The following is a 20,845-nucleotide window of genomic DNA, read 5'->3' on the forward strand; positions in this document are numbered from 1 at the left end:
CAGAGAAAAACCTAGTTAATTCTCTTCAATAACAAGTACTCCCCATCGCTCAATGTCCAATAGTTGTTCACTGGCAATAGTAGTGTTAGACAGTAATTCTACCCCTTCTCCGTATGGATACACAAAAGATCTAGTGCTATCGGAATAATTGAAATAGTAACGAATTGTTTTCCCAAATTCATTGATGCCTGACTTCGTAATCAGCGGGAAGGCTAATTCCTGGTCCACACCCCAAAGATCAGCTTGCTTCACAGCATGCTCCAGCACTTTATTCATTGCCGCCTCACTGATCATCGCTCCAATATAAGTAGCAAGCCCTTTTCCGAAACGATTCTGGGTGATCGCTGCATATTGCCCCCAATGCGGATGATCGTAATAGGCCAATACCTCTGCGGATACAGGTGTGATCAGCTCCATCCACGTATCAACGGTATTATGCTCTTGTCCCACACCGAAAGGATCGCCTTTTAAAGAAACGTTTTTCGGCTCTACAAACATGCTGTAAATAATTCCGCACGCCTCACTAATAATACCAGGCTGCTGTACCGTTCTGACTTTAACTGTTTCATCGGTAAAACCGCTTTTGAACGTATAAACAATATGCCCGCCATTTTTTACAAACTCGTTCAAACGGTTCAATAACTCGTCAGAAGCCGTGTATAGTGCAGGTACAATGAGCATGTCATAATCTTCGAGGGTTTCGCTGGACGGATTCACAAAATCACAGCCAATATTCATTTTGTAAAGCTGATCATACATCATTCGGACAACATCATTGTACTTTTTGCTGCTGGAAGAATTGAATGTAAACCATTCAAGCGCTGTTAATGATTCATTGCTAACGAGCATGGCTGCCTTGTTCTTTTTCTTCAGATTGACAAGATGCGGAGAAAGTCGTGCAAAATCATTACCAATTGTTTTGGCTTCATTGTACACAGGGTTGGGCTCAAAGTCGTGGCTTAACAAACCCTTCCAATAAGTTTCGAAGGAGTTATGAATCGAATGCCAGTGCCAATAGGCAACCATATTAGCCCCTGAAGCAAGATGGCTGAACGCCTGCTGCCTTAGCTGGCCGGGATAGGGTACCCAATTGGTAAACGCCTGAGCCTCCGTTTCTATGACTAGATAATTACTTCCTTTCGTCGAACGTGCGACATCCCCCCCGAAGGAGATTTCAATTCCGGTTAGATCATCCTGTGAAGGGTGGTATATATCCACACCTGTTATGTCAAACGCCTTGGAAGCTTTGAAATGGTCCACACTTGGTTGAATACCAAACGAATAACCTCTCCATTCAAAATCAAAATTCTGTGTCACAAACTGATCAGGACGTTTATATTCATTAACGAGGGAGACCTGCCATGCAAGAAAATCTGTAACGAGTTGACGCTGGAACCTCGCAAACTCCGATCCCAAACTTCCATTAATTGTACCGACCACTGAAGGAAAGTCCTCCCAGCTGTTTATCCGGTTGCTCCAATAATCTAGTCCGAATTTTATGTTGATATTTTCCAGTGTCTTGAACTTCTCTCTCATATATTTCACAAATAATAATTGAACATTGGGACCTGCTGTGTGATAATGCTTAGTTTCATTATCTGTCTGATAGCCGATGACTGCAGGATGGTCTTTTACACGTCCAATTAATTTCCGGATAATTCTTTCAGCATAAAACAGGTAGGTGGGATTCGTTATATCCATGATTTGGCGGGCGCCATATTTTCCCGGGCCCTGCGCAGTCACGGCTAATACATCTGGATGCTCTTTTACCATCCAGGTTGGAACCGCATAGGTTGGTGTTCCGACAATAACCTTAATTCCGGCCTTATGCATGGCATCCAGCACCCGATCTACAGATGTAAAATCAAAGATCCCATTTTGCGGTTCGTGTGTGCTCCACGTTGATTCGGCGATCCGGACAACATTTATTCCAGCCTCTTTCATCATTTTAATATCTGTTTCCAGACGATCGTAAGGCATGTACTCATCATAATAGGCAACACCATATAATAGCTCTTTCATTTTAAAACCCCTCTCTGTGTTCCATTTCTGCAAGATCGATAGGCAGAGCCTTTTTATAGAATCTGATGATAAGCGCATCTGTGTTCACGCTTTCAAAAGTAGACTCCTAAACTCTTACCTAATCTTATTACAAACTTTTTCAAGAGGGACTTAATAATATTAGCGTTTTCAATTGTATATTTTTAACTTGTTCTCATTTCTCCTGGTGAAATTTTAAAATATTTCTTGAATACACGATAAAAATAGGAAACATCTTCATAACCAACCCTTTGTGCAATACTCTTGATCTGCAGTTCGTTATCCTGAATCAGCTTCTTGGCCTGTTCCATTCGATGGCTGACAATATACTCGGTAATATTGCATTCATACTTCAGCTTAAATGCTTTGCTTAAATACTCTTTGCTGACAAAGAACTTGTTTGCCAATATCTCCAGGGAGATATCTGAATCCGTATAATTGCGGTCAATATACTCCTTAATCACTTGCAAATCTACTCTTGACTTCTTTTTGTTCAACTGAATGATAGACTCCATAAAGTTCTTTCCTAACGAAAGCTGATGGTCCAGCATTCCTTGGGACGTAAACTCCAATTCTTCCGGACTGCCAAAAAAGTTGGCGATCTTGCAATTGTGCTTTACCATTTGCTCCTCAAGAATCGCAATAAACTCATGGTGTATTTTTAGTAACAGGTTATGGTCGAGAGGACCGAATGATTGCAGTTCACGATAAAATCGCTGAAGGGCATTTTCAAACCCCGATACGTTTAAATCTTGCAGAAAAGAAGCTATAGCTTTTTTGTACTCAATAATCAGTTGGGAGACATCTTGGTTCACTATTGAAAACGGCTGATAAAAGACAAGACCAGACTGTTTTTTTATCTCTTCCATGCATCTTTCAATAGCTAGATTCAAATCGTCAGGATTGATGGGTTTGAGTAAGTATTCTCTCGCTTTTGATCGGATTGCCTGTCTCATGTAAACAAAATCATCATAACCGCTCGCCACAATAAGCTGAATGTGTGGAAAACGCTCCTTCACGACTTGAAGAAGCTCCATTCCGTCTACTCCTGGCATTTTCATATCGGTAATCACGATATCCGGACCCAGCTCCTCAATTAGCTCTATTGCTTCCTTTCCGTTGCTTGCTTCCCCTGCCACTTCAATCTGGTATCGATCCCACTGTCCAAATTGTTTAATGACTTCTCTTGTCCATTTCTCATCATCCACTATTAACATCTTATACATTTTTCTTTCCCTCCAAAGACTTCTCTGCAGGAATCCTAATGATCACTTTTGTCCCGCGGCCAATCTCACTTAAAATATCGAGACCATAATCATCCCCGTAATAAAGTTGAATTCTTGCCATAACATTTTGGATTCCGATGCTTCCTTTAGCCCCCTGAGGTTTATTGGAATTAGCCCGCAGCATCTCCCTTATCTCTATTAAGTGTTTTTCCTCGATTCCAATTCCATTATCGGTAATAGTAATTTCAATTTCATCGAATACTTTTTGCACATCAATCGATAGTTTCCATCTACCAACCTTTTGTTCAAATCCATACTTAAATGCATTTTCAACAATGGGCTGAATGGATAGCATGGGAATAAAAGCAGAATCCAGCCCTTCCTCCACGTAAATATCCGTCTCTACGTTCCCCGTAAAACGCATATTCTGAATATACAAGTAATTTTTGAGATGTTCCATTTCTTTTCTAATCTCGACAATATCCCCTTGTTTTCCAGTAATATATCTAAACATGTCACTTAATGCAGAAATTACGGAATATATCTCCCGAGCATTGTTTGCGATGGCCATTCCCCCTACTAATTGGAGTGTATTATACAAAAAGTGGGGATTAATTTGAGCTTGTAAAGCCATGAATTTTGCATTTCTTTTTTCAATTTCATTTCTATACTCTTTCTCTATTAATTCCTTAATTCGATGAATCATTGAAGTAAAACTTTTTTCAAGCATCCCGATTTCATCTTTCCGCTCTGTTTCTATTTTGACTTCGAAATTGTTGTCCTCGACTTTTCGCATGGCGTGAACAAGCCTGATAATTGGTCTCGTTGTTCCAAGTGCAACTAATATAGAAAGAATAATAGTTAGAATAATGGACAAAACACTAACCAGTATTCCAAATTTGAGTGTTTTCATCGCTCCGGTTGAAACCATTGAGTTCGGGATTGCTTTGACAACTATTACATCACCATGTACTGCTTTCCTAAAGAAAATGTAACCTTCGTTGGTTTTAATATAAGATACATCTTTCTTCATTTTATTAATTCTTTTAGCGGCACTCTCCATTTTTACAAATGGCTTCTTTACTTCATCAGGATTATAAATAATTTCCCCCGCTTTATTCAGTAAGAAAACCTCACTAGCATCTTCGGATTCTAACATATCAATGACACTATCGACCATGTTCCAATTCATCTTCACCGATATTCCCCCCGCTACTTGCTGATCCTCGAATCTAACAATACTGCGGGTTAAGGAAAAAAGTCCCTCTCCATCAAAACTTTGAAAGCTAGAATCTGGGGTACGTTTAAGATCTGTCCAGTTTGTTTCTGACTTACTTGGCATATTTCTAATCCTAAAATCTTCAGCTTCTATGTAATAAACTTTCTGATTCATTTTTGAATATAAGGAAATACCTTCCATATTTTCATTGCCATAATAAATGGAATATAATTTATCTTGAATATAATCCAATTGATTAAACTTCAATGAGGCGTTGTAATCATTCGCCTGGCTTATCGCAGGCACCAATTTTTCGTCAATTAAACTGAAATAGAGAATTCGATCTGCTTGTCTTACCTTCTCATCCACATATTTCCCAGCTAAAACAATTCTAGCTTTATTAGAATTAACAATTTCTCTCTCAAAGGTATTTTGCGAAACATCCATAGCAAATAAAATTAGGATAAGCAGCGGCAGCAGCATAACCATGATCATAATCAGCATCAGTTTATAGCGAAAGCTCCTCACTACCCTCTGATATACATGGCGATACATCGTAATAATAATCGCATTCCATTTCTTCTTTAGGTATGACATAGCGTTCTTCCTTTTCAGCTTTTCTTTGGAGAGATTATGAATTTCCTAATCATATTTAATCAGAATTATAGCATAGAAGAAGAAGTTACAATTATAGGTAAATATTTCATAAGAATATATTTTTAAATCGCATCCTATTTGGATAAATTCTCTTTTTTTCTTTTACACAAAAAAACCAAACACTTTTTGGTGTTTGGCTTATAATTTATTAAATTAATATTTATTTAAGAAATCACCACATAAATGTTTTCTTAATTTCAGGCGGTACAGGCAATTCACCATAAATTTTTGCTAGGCCGGGAATTGTTGAGTGATTATTTCTATTCTCTATCAAGCAAATCCAATCCTGCTCATATCCACGATTAGGTGTGATTATTTTTAAAACGCCTCTCTTTTCATCTATACTAATTGCTTGATCTGATATAACATTCTCTTGTGTATAGCATTGTCCATCTCTGGGATTAAACCACCAAATTTGAATTTGATCTAGATTCAATCTACTTAAATCTACCGTTTCTTCTCCACCTGATGGAAAGTATAGACAAGCGAAATTCCCTTCCTTTTCTACACATGCCTGAATGTGTTCATCAATACTATCTTCCATCTTATCATTCTGTTCCATTAATAATTCCTGACACGGAATGCACTTACTTAAATCTCTAGATTCCAAAAAGTCACGGAGGATTTTCATCTGCCATGCGCCAGGCTGGTCCAAAGCCTCAAACCAAGAATACTCTCTAAAACTATCTCTTTCCTTTTCCGAGATCATCCAACAAACGGATGGATGACCGTAAGTATGACCAAAGGACCCTGCAAATAAACTCCAATAAGCACGTTTCCTCACCATCCAGCCTCCGTGGAAATCAGTTCCGATTGGCCATGACGTCGGCATATGTTCATAGGCGGGTTCTCCATCAAAAACAGGCATAGGGTTTTTTCTATTATAATCATTTTCCACCAATTCATAGTTTTTAGGTGTTAATCCATGACCAGATTGAATCATAATAAATGAAATCCAAGCCTCATCATCGGTCCAATAGGACATGGTTGAGCATTCCCCTGTCTCTGCTTCATGGCATGCATGATAAGTTAGTAAAAGCTTCTGCCAATCAGGATCTTTTACGTTATATGAAAGTTCCTTATCTAGAACCCCTTTTGCAAGCCCTTCAGCCATATTCCGCCAAACATCCTTGTAATCTACCCCTAGATGAATGGGCTGCCTGTCTCCGCCTAAACACCAAATGATATTTTTTCTATCCTTATAGCGGTTCCCAATCCATTTTCCGTATTCAAAAGCATTTTCTGCTGTAACAATCTTTTCTGAAAACTCACCCATCCAGTTATGACCTACTACAAGTTCTCCCCATACAGGAAGTAATAGGACATAAAATCCATATTCTTCTGCTTTGTCTATGATCCAGTCCAAATACTCAAAATATTTTTCATTCGGAGTGTTCAGATTATCATTTAATAAAGCCTTTTCTCCGGCAGGATTTCTCATTTCCTTGTCTTGCTCCGGGTCGAGTGCTACAATCTGCAATACAGTAAATCCTTGCGATTTTCGCTTCTGCATCAAATATTCTGCATCGTCCCATTTTAATCTATGTGCAATGGTCCAATCCGTATCTGCCAGCCAAATAAATGGCTTCCCATCCTGATCTGTAAAAAATCTTCTATTTTCTGAGATTTTTAACCTATTCATTTTCTTATCTCCTTAAGATTAAACAATTAATCGTTCTTTATGTTTTTGAGTTGAATCTCTGATAATTAATTCAGGTTTAAAAAGGATATCCTTTTCCCATTGTATTTCTCTATTTTCAATCTTATTGATTAGCATATCGGCTGCACGTACACCCATTTCAACTTTTGAAGATTGAAGACTGGTTAACTTGTCCAACACCCCAAGAGCATGTCTTACCGTATGCCTGCTTATATGAAACTGTTCAGCAATTTCTTTTTCAGAAGGTATTCTTCCCGCTTTTATAAACTGTCCTGTAACCAACCATGATTGAATTTCTTGCTTAAGTTGTATATATTTTGGTTTTTCCATGATTCACCCTGAAATACTGTTTGACGTCTTATTTAATTCTCTTTTAAAAAAATTATTTCTATAAAAAACAGCCTAAATAATTTAGGCTTTTGGGTTTCAATTAGTCATATAATTTTTAATTTATTTTTCAAGCAAGATTACTAACTTACTAAGACACCATTTACCGACTGCTTCCACCCATGATAATATTTTTCTCTCTCATCACTGGTCATCAAAGGCTGATACAATTCATGTTCCTGATTTAGTTGGTTGATCTCATCTGTCGATTTCCAAATACCTACTCCTAAACCAGCTAGATAAACAGAGCCCATCGAAGATAATTCGGCTACTTCTGAAGCAATCACATCGATATCTAACATATCAGCCTGGTATTGCATTAAGAAACGATTGCTTGTTGCTCCTCCATCCACTTTTACACTCTGAATCAGAATATTGGATTCGGATTGCATCAGTTCAATAACATCCTTAACCTGATAAGCGATACTTTCTAAAGCTGCACGTACAATGTGAGGTCTCCCGGTATTTCGGCTTATTCCCATAATGGCAGCCCGAGTATACGGTTTCCAATAGGGAGCTCCCAAGCCTACAAATGCTGGTACAAGATAGACACCTTGATTATCTGAAATCGAACACGCTAACTGCTCTGCCTCGCCAATTTCATCGATTAATTCAAGCTGCTCCTTTAGCCATTTTATCGTATCGCCGGTACTATTAATAATCCCTTCTAGTGCATAGCTCACTTTTCCATTCATTCCCCATGCTATTGAAGTAACCAAACCATTGGTACCATCTACCATTTCTCCCGTTTGCATGAGAACAGAAGTACCTGTTCCATATGTCGCTTTTGCCATTCCAGGCTCAAAGCATTTCTGTCCAAATAATGCACCTTGGGAATCTCCAATGACACCCGAGATAGGAAGTCGTGTAAACGGAAGAGGTGGATCGTCAGTTACGCCAAATAGTTCATTGGAATCTTTTACTTCAGGAAGCATTTCTCTTGGGATCTCAAATAAGTTTAGCAATTCTTCATCCCATTGAAGAGTATGGATATTAAAAAGAAGAGTCCTGCTTGCATTGGAATAATCTGTTGCATGGACCTTTCCGCTAGTTAATTTCCAGATAAGCCAACTATCAATCGTTCCTAGTAAGAGCTTTCCTTCTCTCGCTCTATCTTTGACGCCATCTACATGATCCAAGATCCATTTCACCTTGGATGCAGAGAAATAGGGATCTGCCTTTAACCCGGTTTTGGATTGGATGATCGATTCATATCCATGTTCTTTCAGCTCTTCACACATGTCTGATGTTCTTCTGCATTGCCAAACAATAGCATTATAAACCGGAATTCCTGTTTCTTTATCCCATACCACGATCGTTTCTCTTTGATTCGTTATAGCCAATACAGCCAACTCATCTTCTGGAACAGAGGTGGTTTGAACCACCTCTGTTAAAAGGGTTTTAACATTTTCATAGATTTCAACCGGGTCATGCTCTACCCAACTAGTTTGAGGATAGTGCTGCTTATGACTGGCAGAACATTTATGAGTGATTTTCCCTTTTGAATTAACAAGCAAAACTTTTGTTCCTGACGTACTTTGATCAATGGCCAGGATATATTGCTCGTGAGACATTAGGAACACCTCATCCTTTATTTACCATCTGAATGGCAACCTTCTTGACATTGTCGACACTTAATCCATAATATTCAAATACTTCCGCTGTTTTTCCGGCAATAGCAGGTTCGTCTGGAAGACCAATAATTTTAACAGGAACCGGATGATTTTGTGAAACAACTTCAGCTACAGCTGAACCTAAACCGCCATATATACTGTGCTCTTCAATGGTGATAATTCTTCCTGTTTCCTCAGCCGCTTTTAGAATTGCTTCCTCATCTAACGGTTTGATTGTATGCATATTAATCACTCTGCAATCAATACCTTCCATTTGAAGTGCTTCCGCGGAATCCAAAGCAATTCTGACTGTCTCCCCAGTTGCAATAATCGTAATATCTGTACCTTTTTTCATCGTAACAGCTTTACCGATTTGGAAGTCATAGTCTTCAGAAACATATGAATCCTCTACAGGATTGCGGCCAATCCGAAGATAGACCGGTCGATCATAATCCACTAATGCTTCAATCATTTTTTTAGCCTCATGTCGATCAGCTGGCATCATGACATCCAGACCAGGTATCGCACGGGTTACAGCAAGATCCTGCAAAGAATGGTGAGACATACCAAGCGCCCCATAACTAACGCCGCCGCTTATGCCGATTAATTTAACATTTGTATTGGAGTACGCCACATCTACCTTAATTTGTTCAATACTTCTCATGCTTAAGAAACAAGCCGGTGAGGCAACAAATGGTTTTTTTCCAGCTGCAGCCAATCCAGCAGCACCCCCAACTAGATTTTGTTCTGCAATCCCTACTTCTACAATCTGATTAGGTAATTCTTTACCAAAATCTACAAGAGATGCCGATCCTCTAGAATCACTTGTTAAGACTAAAATATCTTTATTTTCCTTCGCTAAATCTAGTAAAGTCTCACTGATCGCTTGACGATTGGCAATTTTATTTCCTTTTGCACTTTTTAGAGCAACAATACTCATTGTAGCACCTCCAATTGCTTAGAAAGTTCTTCCATTGCTAATTGATATTCTTCTTTACTTGGAACGTGATGGTGCCATTTTGCTACATTTTCGGCAAATGAAATACCTTTGCCCTTTACTGTATTGGCAACAACAAGAGTTGGTTTCCCAGCAGTTTTTGGAGCTTCCTCGAAAACTTCTACCAACTGTTCAATATCATTTCCATCTACTTCAACAACTTCCCAGCCAAACGCTCTCCACTTTTCGCCGAATGGTTCAAGGGACATAACATCTTCTGTGCTTCCTGTGATTTGCAATCTATTGCGATCAATGATAGCCACTAAATTATCCAGCTTGTAATGAGAGGCAGCCATAGCCCCTTCCCAAACCGATCCTTCTGCCTGTTCTCCGTCTCCCATTAAAGTAAAGACGCGATACGATTTCCCATCCATTTTAGCAGCCAAGGCCATACCAACAGCAACTGGCAGCCCATGACCCAAGGCACCAGTATTCATTTCCACGCCAGGTACTTTATTGTTTGGGTGACCTATTAATCTAGTTCCAAATTGAGAGAATGTTTTTAATTCCTCTTTAGGAAAGAATCCCTTATCTGCTAAGATGGCCCAATAAGCTTCTACTGAATGGCCCTTACTCTGAATATATCGATCACGATCTTCCCACTTCGGATTCTTTGGATCAACATTCATAATATGATAGTAAAGAGCCGTTAAGATATCTGTACTGGATAGAGAGCCGCCTGTATGCCCTGTACCCGCTTCATAAATCATTGTTAGCAATTCCATTCGAATTTCAGTTGCTTTCCGTTTTAGAAACTCAATATTGTTCATTCTCTTTGCCCCCTCGCTTTATTTATTAAGGTCGCTGCCACGAAGCCATGCTTTGATTTCATCTACAGTTGGATCTACTGGGTCAGGATTCAATCCTGGGATATATTCGCATGCCTCAAACAGAGCTGGGATTACATTGGCATGGACACCTACTGAATGGTGAATATACGGACCTTTTACCAGTGTTTCTTCCCATAATGGCCAGTCATTTACTTCTATCCATACATACGATCCTCTCGAGAACGGCCCTTCAATCCCTTTGGCTTTTCCTAGGAAGATTGAATATTCACCATGGTCTCCGTCAAAACGGGCAATTGTCATTTCTCCACCCTTAATTTCCCCTTCATGTGTACCTGGAGAATGATCGTCAAATAAGAAGTGTTTGTTTAACTTTGGCTTTTCTTCAACACTTAACGATACTGGGAAATTTCCACAGTGGAATAATAATTCGCCATTAGGATTTTCTGGATGACGAATAGTAATATCAGCAAAGAATGTTGGCTTAGTATTCATGGTAGCCGCTTGAACCATAATGGAGGTAATCGCTCCATGTATGTCTGTTTCGCAAGTTACCGGAATCTGTTCGTCTGTCAGAATGGCATTAGCCAAACATGGCATGATGCCAATAATATCCTGCAAGGTTGACCAGCATTGAATGGCAATTGCTGTACTTCCTGTATCTGCAGCCAGTTGTTTCATTGCCACTTTTAAGGAAGCGATCCGCCTGACATCCTGTTCTGTAACTGCACTCCAGTCGAGCTTTTCTTTAATATAGCCGATTGCTTCGTTTAATTCTGGACTATCAGTCTTCTCAATTTTCAATGTTGCTTTTTTCAATTCATCAAGTGTGATTGGGTGAATTTGAATTCCAAATGTTTCTAACAATTCACCTTCATTGCAGATGACTGACCAAAAATCAGAAGGTCTTGTGGATATTTGCAAGATTCGTAGATTATTAAACTGCTTTACAACATTCGCTGCAGAAATGAAATTCTTAAACCCTCGTTCAAACACAGGACTATCAACAGCACTGTTGGTGATATATGTAAATTTCACATTAAATCTTCTCAACACTTTACCTGTTGCAAAAATTCCGCATTGTGTGTCACGAAGACGCATTCCATCTTCCAATGGAGCTTCGTCTCTTGGCCCCCAAAGTAGAACTGGTTTGCCGATTGCTTTAGCTACACGGGCAACTATATCTTCTGTTCCAAAGTTACAGTGAGGGAAAAATAATGCATCCACTTCGGCATCTCTAAAGCGCTTTATTATCGCTGATTCTTCTGAACGCTCATACAGCAATCCTTCATCATTGATTCCTTCTAAATCAACGATCTCCATATCAAAGCCAAAGCTCTCAATTTTTTCTCGAATTAAGTTTTTAAACTTTAATGCATCTTCTTTGCTAAATACAAATCTCCGAGTTGGAGCGAATCCAAGCTTAAACGTTTCCATTATTTATGCCTCCTAATTTTCACAAACTCAATTTCAAACTATCCTCAAATAAAGCGCATACAAGGGCAATCAACATTTATGAACTAAAATAATTTAGTTATTATTTAAACTTCTTGGAATTATAATATCAAACAAGACAACTATCAGTCAATCAATTTTATAAAATTATTTAGTTAATATATAAATATAGAATAAATTTGTTTATGATTTTTCTTTTTTCAATTCTGTATTTTAATAGTATATAAATTCTATTATAATAGTGTTTCTTATAGAAAAACCAGTCGATTTTCACGACTAAAAACTAACTAAACTAATTTATATGTGGTATACTTAATTAAAACATTTATATAAATAATAAGTTTTTATCTAACAGGCAGGTGTAGTATTAATGAAAATAGATGATATTGCTAAATTAGCTAATGTTTCGAAATCAGCCGTTTCTTTGGCTTTGAACGGAAAAAATGGTGTCAGTCAAAAAACACGCGAGAAGGTCTTGCGAATCGCTCAAGAACATGGATATATTCCTCGTCCCATTATTAAAGCTGATCAATTTTTTCAGCCAAATACAAAACTGTTGAGATTTGTTGCGATCACAAATGCAGGCATCGTTACAGAGCAATATGAATCTCTCCCTTTTTTCACGGATTTAATTCATAATCTTGAGAGACAAATTGGAACTAGCGGTTATTCACTTATGGTTTCTTCCATTAGTATAGATAACATCCAAGATGAGATAACCAGACTCGAACAAGAACAAAAGTCCGCAGGTATATTATTGTTAGGTACTAACTTAACTCCAGAGCAAATTAACCTCGTTGCAAATGTTCAGCCGAATATTATTGTTTTGGATACTTGTTTTGAAACAATGGATGTAAGCTTTATCGTCATGAACAACCTATACGGGGCTTATCAAGCAGGACAATATTTAATGGAGTTAGGACACCAGCAAATTGGTTATGTTGGTTCAAATACTAGAATGTATAATTTTGACATGAGGAAAAAGGGTTTTTTACAAGCACTTAGTGAAAATGGGTTAAAAATCGCAGAAGTCGATTACTTTTCAGTATCTCCAACAGTCATTTCATCCCAGGATGCATTTAAAGAGAAAATTAAAAAACGGTTAAATCAATTGCCTTCAGCCTTATTTTGTGAAGCGGATTATATGGCAATTAGCGTGATTAAATCTCTCACTGAATTAGGTATCAGCGTTCCGGATGACATTTCAGTGATTGGTTTTGATAACATCTTTGAATCACAAGTGATAACTCCCGAATTAACGACAATTCATGTAAAAAGAGACAGAATTGCCTTACTTGCAGTTGAAAAACTAATAAAACAGATTGAGAATAATGACACTGATAAGATTAAATTGTTTGTGGATACAGAACTCATTGAAAGAAAATCCTGTGTAGTATACACACCGAAAGAAAGTACACTTAAAGTCTAAAAAATAAAAACCTTAGCTGGTATTTCTATATGAATATCAGCTAAGGTTTTTATTTTGATATTCAGCTGCCGATAACAAAAAAGCCGGCTCTAAGTTTCAATAGAAATTTAGAGCCGGCTTTTTAATTTCTTTTTTTGATTGGTATATCTATTGATTAGTAACTAATTTCGTAGGAATGATAATGCTTTATTCTAAATAATCCAATAAAAATACGGTCAGGAATTTTCCTGACCGCAGAAACACATTATAACTCTATTTTTAAAATTACGACACTATAGGAAGGGATTTCATAGACATTACTGTCCAACCATAAAGCAGATTCAATAGGAGTAACCTTGTCAGGCTCTTCCATTGTATTTGTATTATTTGGATCGTCTGATGTTAGAATGATTTGTTTACCCACAAGTTTCTTTTTACCATCAACGTCAATGATGGTTTCAAGACTATACTCAGAGGCATTTACCAATTTAACGATCACTTGATTATTCTTTTCATCAAGTGTCGAGACGGAAGTTAGATATGGAATTTTAGACAATTTATATTCATGTACCAGTTGGTCATCAAGATAACAATAAATAGATTCATTCTCAATCTTAATACATAGATGATGTCCATCAGGATGCACATTTAAAGTCTGATTAGGGCTCAGCTTCACACGGGACCATCCATTGATGTGAACTAAGCGGTTCTCACCATTCGAATCAAATTCCCAAAGAAAATAGTTTTGCTGCCATTCTTTTGTACTTTCCAAGAAACCAATCTTTAACCCATGTGACCCTATGAATGCTTTCATGTCAATGTGATAGTCTTTCCAAGAAATATCGCCAATCTTTAACCCATTCCATTCAAGGCGAGTTGACGGCTGATCCTTAGATAAGTGATCACTCTTAAATAGCAATTGTTCACCACTTAAAATACGAATATCTTTAATATGTGTAAGGTCGCTTTCTCTAAATGACACTCCACCATTAAAATTAGAGAAGCGATTTTCCGTTTCCACCTTACTATCCAGTACCACTTCTCCCCTGTTTTCAGCAAACAGCTTTTGTACATGATAAGAAGGTGTTACATAAGACTCTGTTCCATTAAAATAAATCAGGTTTGGAGTCCAGTTGGTATGACGGACATTGGCGAATAGAGGAGCATAAGAAGACATTGTGACAATGTCCTGATTACGTTCCATTCCTGTCATAAAAGCCGCTTCGCTGATGGCCCCTTTAAGTTTGCCTGCTCCCTCGCCCAGGATCATCGCATATTCGCCGACATAGATCTTCGGACCGTTGCGGTCATACGTATCATACATATCGTGATACATCACATAATAATCATAATCAGCATAAAAATGTTCATCAACAATTTCTACTGGTAATCCTTTTGTTTCTGTACCAACTTCCCAATGGGTATTCCAAATCGTGATAATTTCAGGATATTTTTCTTTTAAAGCATCATAAAACTTTTTGTAGCGGACATTATATTCAGGTCCAAAATTTTCATTTCCAATTTCGATATATTTCATGTTAAATGGAGCTGGATGGCCATTTTCTGCCCGAAGTGCCCCCCACTTGCTTGTTACAGGGCCGTTCGCATACTCGATTGCATCGAGCATGTCCTGAATCCAATCATCGAGATCATCTAATGGGATATGCTCCCCAGGTCTGCCTTGACAGGTGAGTCCGCAGTTGACGACGAACATCAGGTCTAACCCTAAATCCTCGGCCATTTGCAAATACTCATGGTAGCCTAAACCGTTGGTAGTCCGATAATTCCAGAGTGTCCAATGTGAACTTCTTTCCGTTACATCCCCGATGGTTTTTTTCCAGCGATAGGCTGTCTCTACTGAGAAACCTTCAACAAAGCATCCGCCAGGAAATCTCAAAAATTTTGGTTCTAGTTCTTTTACCCTTTTTACAAGATCTGACCGTAAACCATTTTGTCTTTCCATAAATGTGTTTTGCGGAAATAAAGAAACGAACTCAAGCCAAAACGTCCCTCTAGCACCTGTTGAGAAGGCAAGAATGCCTTCAGGCTCCTCAACCCTGCTTTCTAAAACGAACTCATATTTCTGCCAATTTTCGGATGTTACTTCACAAGAGATTGAGGATAATTTTTCTCCTTGTTTATTTTCTAGTGTTATTTCTAAATTTCCAGAGAAGATCCCGTCCCTTTTTGCATAGAAAGATAGATTATATTTTTCATTTTTTTTCAGTGGAATTCCCCAAAAACCTTCATTATATACAGAAATACGGTTGTCTAATGCCTCTAGAATCTCCACCTTAAGAGAGAGAGGGTTTTCACTATTAAGAGGGTCGTTTTCATCTAGTGAAATGCTGGCTTTACTTGCTTCTGAATCTTTGCGTAAATGCCAGCCAGGAATGGAACCAGGTGCTTCTTCAAACGGAGATACCCACCCTGCTGGTGAATGCAATTCACATCCCTTTACTTCACAGCGTTCAGGAATAAGGGTATCCTCGAAAGACCGATTTCGAATTAGCTCCGCATAGATTCCTCCATCACCAGCACGGTTAATTTCTTCAAAAAATAGACCGTATAAAGAAGGACTTACCGGAAATCTTTTATTGTTTGTATCAATCATTACTTTTGCTGACTTATTCATCAATATACCTCCACACACCAATGGTTTATAAAAAAGGTGACCCCGGCAAATTACCGGAGTCGCTTGGCTTTTATTTTAGAACAATCGTATTAAAAGATTCAGATTTCAAATTAAATTGATAGGATTTACCCTGCATTTCAAATATCAATTCCCGTTCTCTCTTAAGTGGATTATTCACAATTAGGACAATCGAATCATCCGGGTTTTGGAATGCAAGCGCATGGGCCGTTAAATGGCCTTTAGTTTCTAGTCTTACTGCTCCATTTTTTACAAAATGAGAATAATGTTTAACTACATAAAATTCAGGATTGTAGGTGAAGCTTTTCGTTTCTGGATCTACAGTAATCATGGAGTTTTGTTCCCAGCCCCACGTGCTGCGGCCTTTTGGCTCTAAAACGGCATTCCAGTACACATATCCGTTAGCTCCATTGACAAAATAATGGCGGAACAGGTTGCTGACATATTGAGCATATTCCCATGTGTTTTTGCCGTTTCCACATTCATTTTCTGTTTGTAAGTAGCGTAACTCAGGGTAACTCTCAGAAGTCCGCTGGATGGCATGTTTACCCGCCCATTGATAGCCGACACCGCTGATATACTTGTACGCTTCAGGATCACTAAGAACAAGACCTGCATACACATCAAAATCAGATGTGGTATCTGTCATTAATTCTTGCCAAGGTTCTGGAGCATTGATGGTTCCAAGCCAAATTTCTGTATTTAGATTATGCTTTTCAAATGCTGGTCCTAGGTAATCACGGATAAATTCCTGTAATTGTTCTCCTGTCCACTTACATGAAGGGAATTTTTGATCAGCCATTACTTCGTTTTGTACATGAATTTGGTTGATTTTGATTCCTTCTTTTTCATAAGCCTGAACAAACTTCACAAAATATAGCGCGTACGCTTCAAGAACTTTTTTCTCCCAGCGCAAGGTTCCATAGTTATAAGCCTTAGGAAACTTTAACCAAGTAGGAGGGCTCCAAGGGGAAGCGAAAAATTTCATATCCGGGTTTCTTTTTTGTGCCTCTCGAATGTAAGGGATGATGTATTTTTGATCCCTTTCAATCGTGAAATGTTCCATTTCATAATCTTCATCGGTTTCATTATGGCTATACCATTCTAAGGCATAATCACTTGCACCTATTGGCAGGCGGCAAAGGGTAAACTGACAATCGCCATCCGCTGCGAATAAGGAGTCCAGCACTTTTGTACGGTCTTCTTCAGACAAGTGATTAAGCGCATACATACCAAGTTCATTAAAACAGCTGCCGAAGCCCTCAACAACTCGGCCTTTATTATTGGTTATATTCAGATTGCTTTGTTTATCAGTGGTTTCGCTTGGCTCATTCTGTTGCCAATATGAATTCCTTGTTGATTCAATCCATGAAACTGTTTTTGCTGCCATTTCATTCATTCCTTTCAAACTTAATCCTCATTATGTAAACGTTTTATTTAGTTTATATTTTTTTAAAAAAGATTTATGGTATTTTCTACGGAAAAATAGTATTAATTTAAGTTTAATCCTTAAAGATAGTTATTTTTTCTGGGTACACCAATCTACGCAAAAAGCCAAACACATGGTTTGGCTTTTTTATCCCTGCTTTTCAAATCACTATTTATACATAGGTTTTAGAGATTTGGTTTATTTTTTTTGACTGCAGCGCCAGCCATTGGAGAAGAGTTACATCTTTTCCATTTGCCTTTACTGGGGAACCATCATAGTCAAATGCGCATTCGTCTTTGAGCATGTAGATCCAGGTACCATGACCGAAGAATTCAAAGGGGTTACCTTCAGAATCTTTGAAAATGCCTGAGGTATCAACTACATTATCAAAATAGGAAAAATGAACATTCGGTGCACCAGCTTCTAACAGACGCTCATACGTTGGTATCACTGTGATCTCAGGTTTAACTATTTCATCATTTTTGGCATGCGTGAACCAGATAGGAGTATTCTTTATATCATCAATATTTTGATCGGTAATCACGTTATCGTAGAGTGCTTCACATACAGGATATGCTGCTGCGAAGAAACCAGGATAATCGATAATCATACGCATCGTCATGAAGCCGCCATTGGAACAGCCGCCGATGTAGATACGATTTGTATCTATGTCTGGATGTAACTGAATAAACTCATCAATCAGCGCTTTAAGTGCTAACACATACATTGAATTTCCGCTCGTAGTATACTCACCGCTGCCATCGTCCATCCACATAGTAGGTACTTGTGGAGCAAGGACATATGCGCCGCCAAATAGTCTCTGTACTTTTTCACTTGATAGATTTACAACGTTATTTCCGGTATAGGCGACCGATGTGTCATGTCCGCCTTCGCCTGCTCCATGGAGCCAGATGATCAATGGACGTTTTTCACTTCTCATTTTTGGTGTAAAATAGCCGAACCGTAAGGGCATCTCAGCATATGATGACTCGCTGTTTACCCAGCCTTTTATTTGCTCCATGCGGCCGCCGCTGAAATGATCGTAAACTAGCCCTGAAATTGAAATACTATCGGTTTGAATTTCTTTTACCTGCGTAATGCGAAAATCGCAGAAAACATAAACATTATGTTCCTTTACAAACGCATTTTCAGAGTTCAAACGGTAGATCGCCTCAACTTCAAGTTCTAACGTGGCGAATTGGCCAATATCGGTTTTGTTTCCTTCACCGTCTGATGTATAGGCATTTTTAACATGACTATATCCTTTTGACGGATAAAGTTCCTCCGAATTCCAATCTTTTCTTAGTTGAAGCACCTCGCCTGTTTCTTTGCTTCGTCTCTCGACATAAACGTTGAAAGTATCTTCCGATAATGCCTCTGATTTAATAGATTCAGGAAGCTTCAGTACGATTTTTGTAATATAAGGGCCATAGTCAGTAACTTCGGTCACAGTCATATAAGAACGATTCATTTTTACTCTCCTCCTATTGATAAACTAAATTTTAGTCATCCTAACAGCCATAAACTGTTTACCTGGAAGGTCTATTCTAAATTTCCCTTCATAGACACCTTCGAGTTCATTAATCGTCATATTCCAAGTATCGATGACTGACACTTTATATTGAGTGCCAGGTTTCATCCGGTACTGTCTAAAACTAGGTCGATTAAATCCATAATAATATAAATAATATTGGTCAGGAATTCCCGCAGAAGGTGCATCCCAATCCGATTCTAAAGGGTTCAATCCCTCTTGCGGACCCTCTTCCATGATCCGCCTCAAGAAACCAATTCGCTCTGGACTGTCTCCATACAGCTTCCCGCCTTTGGACCACCATAAAATATCTTCTGGATGAAGATAGGTTTCACCATGTCCAACATAACCGCCTCTAACTGCACCTTCCCAAAACCGCCGTACCATTTCTTCCCCTGTAATATTTCCCCAGCCTTGGTCAATATTCCCCTCATACGCACATTCGTCGATTACAATTGGTTTATGCCATTGTTTTCTCCATTCATCCGTACTTTCAGCTGTTTTATATACATCAATTCGTTGAACACTGCAGTGTGTAATCCAAGGCCGTGTATAATCATAGAATCCAAAACAGTTATGAATGGAAATGAGGTGCTGGTGAGGGTCATTTTCCGTGATAATCTTAGCAAAGCGTTCCCAATCCTCAATTTCTTTCGCCCACATTAAGTCATATTCATTCGCTAATGACCACCAAAGATTTCTGTAAGCTGAAAGACGAGCGGCAAGATATTTCAAATAACGATCATCCTCGGCCTTTTTCATTTCCGCAAATCCCCATCTGTCATAGGCATGGTACAGGATAAGGTCGGCTTCAATTCCTAGCTTCCCAAGATCTGCAATCCTTTGTTCTAAGTGTTGGAAAAACTTTGGATTAAAGCGTGAAAAGTCAAAGCCTTCCTCAAGAGAACCCTCAAATGGATAGTAGAGAGGCTCATTAGAGTTAAATTGATAGAATTTAGGAAACACACACATGCGCATTTTATTGAATGGAGATGCCTGTAAAGTTTCCAAAGTTTGTTGGATTAATTCTTCCTCCTGATGGATCCATGCATAGCATGTCGTTCCTACAGGAATATAAGGGGTTCCATCCTCATACGAAAAATGATATGTATTTTTAACGCGGACAGGACCATGGTTATCTTTAGAAGGACTTACACATTCGAATTTACCCTCAATACCTGCCAAAGATCTGGCATTGCTCGTTGTTTGAAATGTCCAGATTCCCTCAGCATCAGGCATGAATCTGATTCGATAGATCCCCTCACCATCATAGAATCCAAGTGCTTGATGATGTTTCTGTCCATTAAAGATAAATTCCGCTTCCAGCGTGACGTCTGTAAAAGGATTGCCGTGCTGCGGACCATGAAGTTCAACATCAAAGACAGACCATTTTTCTACTTTGCTTGGGGTACTAACTTTAGCAGACCCCAAACTTACTGACTCAGATTCATAATTAGACACCGGTGCAATATAACCAGTTTCTTCTTCCAACTCTTCAACCTTAGCCAACTCTGAATATAGTTTTTCTACAATAGCCTCTGTACGTTCGGACTCAGGAAGTCTTGGAATTAATTGTTCCAACGTACTAAATTTAACAAACATAATTGGGAATTCAGTAGGTTCCAATAATTGTGGCACGTATTTTCGCAAGACCTCTTTAGCATTTTTATTAGCTAGGATTTTACCCATTTTCATATTTGGTGAATAACTCATATCAACTGTTATCCCCTTTCTCAAAAGATTATTAGTTTCATTTTGGAGAAGAAATGCAATAGTAGCCCT

Annotated in this window: 14 protein-coding genes; 1 reads left to right on the top strand and 13 read right to left on the bottom strand. The window is 38.5% G+C overall.

What is annotated here, in order from left to right:
* Positions 1-15: 15 nt before the first annotated feature.
* The 9 genes from GXK58_RS05040 to GXK58_RS05080 all read right to left on the bottom strand — a co-directional run bounded on the left by GXK58_RS05040 (position 16) and on the right by GXK58_RS05080 (position 12,024).
* Entirely contained in the window at positions 16-2,022 is a 2,007-nt protein-coding gene (locus GXK58_RS05040; protein WP_160720454.1) for a beta-galactosidase, read from the bottom strand.
* A 182-nt stretch (positions 2,023-2,204) separates the two neighbouring features.
* Positions 2,205-3,266 carry a response regulator transcription factor gene (locus GXK58_RS05045; protein WP_160720456.1) on the bottom strand — a complete coding sequence of 354 codons (1,062 nt, stop codon included), beginning with the start codon at positions 3,264-3,266 and terminating at the stop codon, positions 2,205-2,207.
* Complete coding sequence (locus GXK58_RS05050; protein WP_160720458.1) at positions 3,259-5,082, bottom strand: sensor histidine kinase; 1,824 nt, start codon at positions 5,080-5,082, stop codon at positions 3,259-3,261. Before GXK58_RS05050 ends, GXK58_RS05045 begins: the two co-directional genes overlap by 8 nt.
* 232 nt (positions 5,083-5,314) lie before the next feature.
* Positions 5,315-6,784 (bottom strand): apiosidase-like domain-containing protein, encoded by a 1,470-nt coding sequence (locus GXK58_RS05055; RefSeq protein WP_160720460.1) that lies wholly within the window; start codon positions 6,782-6,784, stop codon positions 5,315-5,317.
* Positions 6,785-6,802: 18 nt separating this feature from the next.
* Complete coding sequence (locus GXK58_RS05060) at positions 6,803-7,132, bottom strand: GntR family transcriptional regulator (RefSeq protein WP_237389571.1); 330 nt, start codon at positions 7,130-7,132, stop codon at positions 6,803-6,805.
* Positions 7,133-7,272: 140 nt separating this feature from the next.
* Positions 7,273-8,763: a glycerol kinase GlpK gene (gene glpK, locus GXK58_RS05065; protein WP_160720462.1), complete on the bottom strand. Its 1,491-nt coding sequence runs from the start codon at positions 8,761-8,763 to the stop codon at positions 7,273-7,275.
* A gap of 10 nt (positions 8,764-8,773) precedes the next feature.
* Positions 8,774-9,742, bottom strand: coding sequence for a transketolase family protein (locus tag GXK58_RS05070; RefSeq protein WP_160720464.1), 969 nt, complete (start codon positions 9,740-9,742; stop codon positions 8,774-8,776).
* Positions 9,739-10,569: a transketolase gene (locus tag GXK58_RS05075; RefSeq protein WP_160720466.1), complete on the bottom strand. Its 831-nt coding sequence runs from the start codon at positions 10,567-10,569 to the stop codon at positions 9,739-9,741. Before GXK58_RS05075 ends, GXK58_RS05070 begins: the two co-directional genes overlap by 4 nt.
* An 18-nt stretch (positions 10,570-10,587) precedes the next feature.
* Positions 10,588-12,024: an L-fucose/L-arabinose isomerase family protein gene (locus GXK58_RS05080; RefSeq protein WP_160720468.1), complete on the bottom strand. Its 1,437-nt coding sequence runs from the start codon at positions 12,022-12,024 to the stop codon at positions 10,588-10,590.
* 388 nt (positions 12,025-12,412) lie between these two features.
* Between GXK58_RS05080 and GXK58_RS05085 the strand changes: the two genes are divergently transcribed.
* The gene (locus GXK58_RS05085) at positions 12,413-13,471 is read left to right on the top strand and encodes a LacI family DNA-binding transcriptional regulator (RefSeq protein ID WP_160720470.1); all 1,059 of its coding nucleotides are present in this window, start codon (positions 12,413-12,415) and stop codon (positions 13,469-13,471) included.
* Between the two features lie 244 nt (positions 13,472-13,715).
* On the opposite strand, the gene GXK58_RS05090 is transcribed toward GXK58_RS05085, so the two are convergent.
* From GXK58_RS05090 to GXK58_RS05105, 4 genes are all read right to left on the bottom strand, one after another.
* A complete protein-coding gene (locus GXK58_RS05090) occupies positions 13,716-16,085 on the bottom strand; it encodes an alpha-L-arabinofuranosidase C-terminal domain-containing protein (RefSeq protein WP_160720472.1) in 2,370 nt (789 codons plus the stop codon).
* 70 nt (positions 16,086-16,155) lie between these two features.
* Complete coding sequence (locus GXK58_RS05095) at positions 16,156-17,493, bottom strand: glycoside hydrolase family 30 protein (protein WP_160720881.1); 1,338 nt, start codon at positions 17,491-17,493, stop codon at positions 16,156-16,158.
* 211 nt (positions 17,494-17,704) lie between these two features.
* Complete coding sequence (locus GXK58_RS05100; RefSeq protein ID WP_160720474.1) at positions 17,705-19,003, bottom strand: prolyl oligopeptidase family serine peptidase; 1,299 nt, start codon at positions 19,001-19,003, stop codon at positions 17,705-17,707.
* Between the two features lie 24 nt (positions 19,004-19,027).
* Positions 19,028-20,776: a DUF5605 domain-containing protein gene (locus GXK58_RS05105; RefSeq protein ID WP_160720476.1), complete on the bottom strand. Its 1,749-nt coding sequence runs from the start codon at positions 20,774-20,776 to the stop codon at positions 19,028-19,030.
* Positions 20,777-20,845: the final 69 nt, after the last annotated feature.

This window comes from Bacillus sp. USDA818B3_A (genome assembly GCF_009928415.1).
In the GTDB taxonomy this organism is placed as follows: Bacteria; Bacillota; Bacilli; order Bacillales; family Cytobacillaceae; genus Neobacillus.

Coding starts and splice junctions, on each gene's coding strand:
- GXK58_RS05060 (WP_237389571.1), bottom strand. CDS start 7,132: ATGGAAAAACCAAAATATATACAACTTAAGCAAGAAATTCAATCATGG.
- GXK58_RS05055 (WP_160720460.1), bottom strand. CDS start 6,784: ATGAATAGGTTAAAAATCTCAGAAAATAGAAGATTTTTTACAGATCAG.
- GXK58_RS05095 (WP_160720881.1), bottom strand. CDS start 17,493: ATGGCAGCAAAAACAGTTTCATGGATTGAATCAACAAGGAATTCATAT.
- GXK58_RS05100 (WP_160720474.1), bottom strand. CDS start 19,003: ATGAATCGTTCTTATATGACTGTGACCGAAGTTACTGACTATGGCCCT.
- GXK58_RS05080 (WP_160720468.1), bottom strand. CDS start 12,024: ATGGAAACGTTTAAGCTTGGATTCGCTCCAACTCGGAGATTTGTATTT.
- GXK58_RS05050 (WP_160720458.1), bottom strand. CDS start 5,082: ATGTCATACCTAAAGAAGAAATGGAATGCGATTATTATTACGATGTAT.
- GXK58_RS05070 (WP_160720464.1), bottom strand. CDS start 9,742: ATGAGTATTGTTGCTCTAAAAAGTGCAAAAGGAAATAAAATTGCCAAT.
- GXK58_RS05045 (WP_160720456.1), bottom strand. CDS start 3,266: ATGTATAAGATGTTAATAGTGGATGATGAGAAATGGACAAGAGAAGTC.
- GXK58_RS05105 (WP_160720476.1), bottom strand. CDS start 20,776: ATGAGTTATTCACCAAATATGAAAATGGGTAAAATCCTAGCTAATAAA.
- GXK58_RS05075 (WP_160720466.1), bottom strand. CDS start 10,569: ATGAACAATATTGAGTTTCTAAAACGGAAAGCAACTGAAATTCGAATG.
- GXK58_RS05085 (WP_160720470.1), top strand. CDS start 12,413: ATGAAAATAGATGATATTGCTAAATTAGCTAATGTTTCGAAATCAGCC.
- glpK (WP_160720462.1), bottom strand. CDS start 8,763: ATGTCTCACGAGCAATATATCCTGGCCATTGATCAAAGTACGTCAGGA.
- GXK58_RS05040 (WP_160720454.1), bottom strand. CDS start 2,022: ATGAAAGAGCTATTATATGGTGTTGCCTATTATGATGAGTACATGCCT.
- GXK58_RS05090 (WP_160720472.1), bottom strand. CDS start 16,085: ATGAATAAGTCAGCAAAAGTAATGATTGATACAAACAATAAAAGATTT.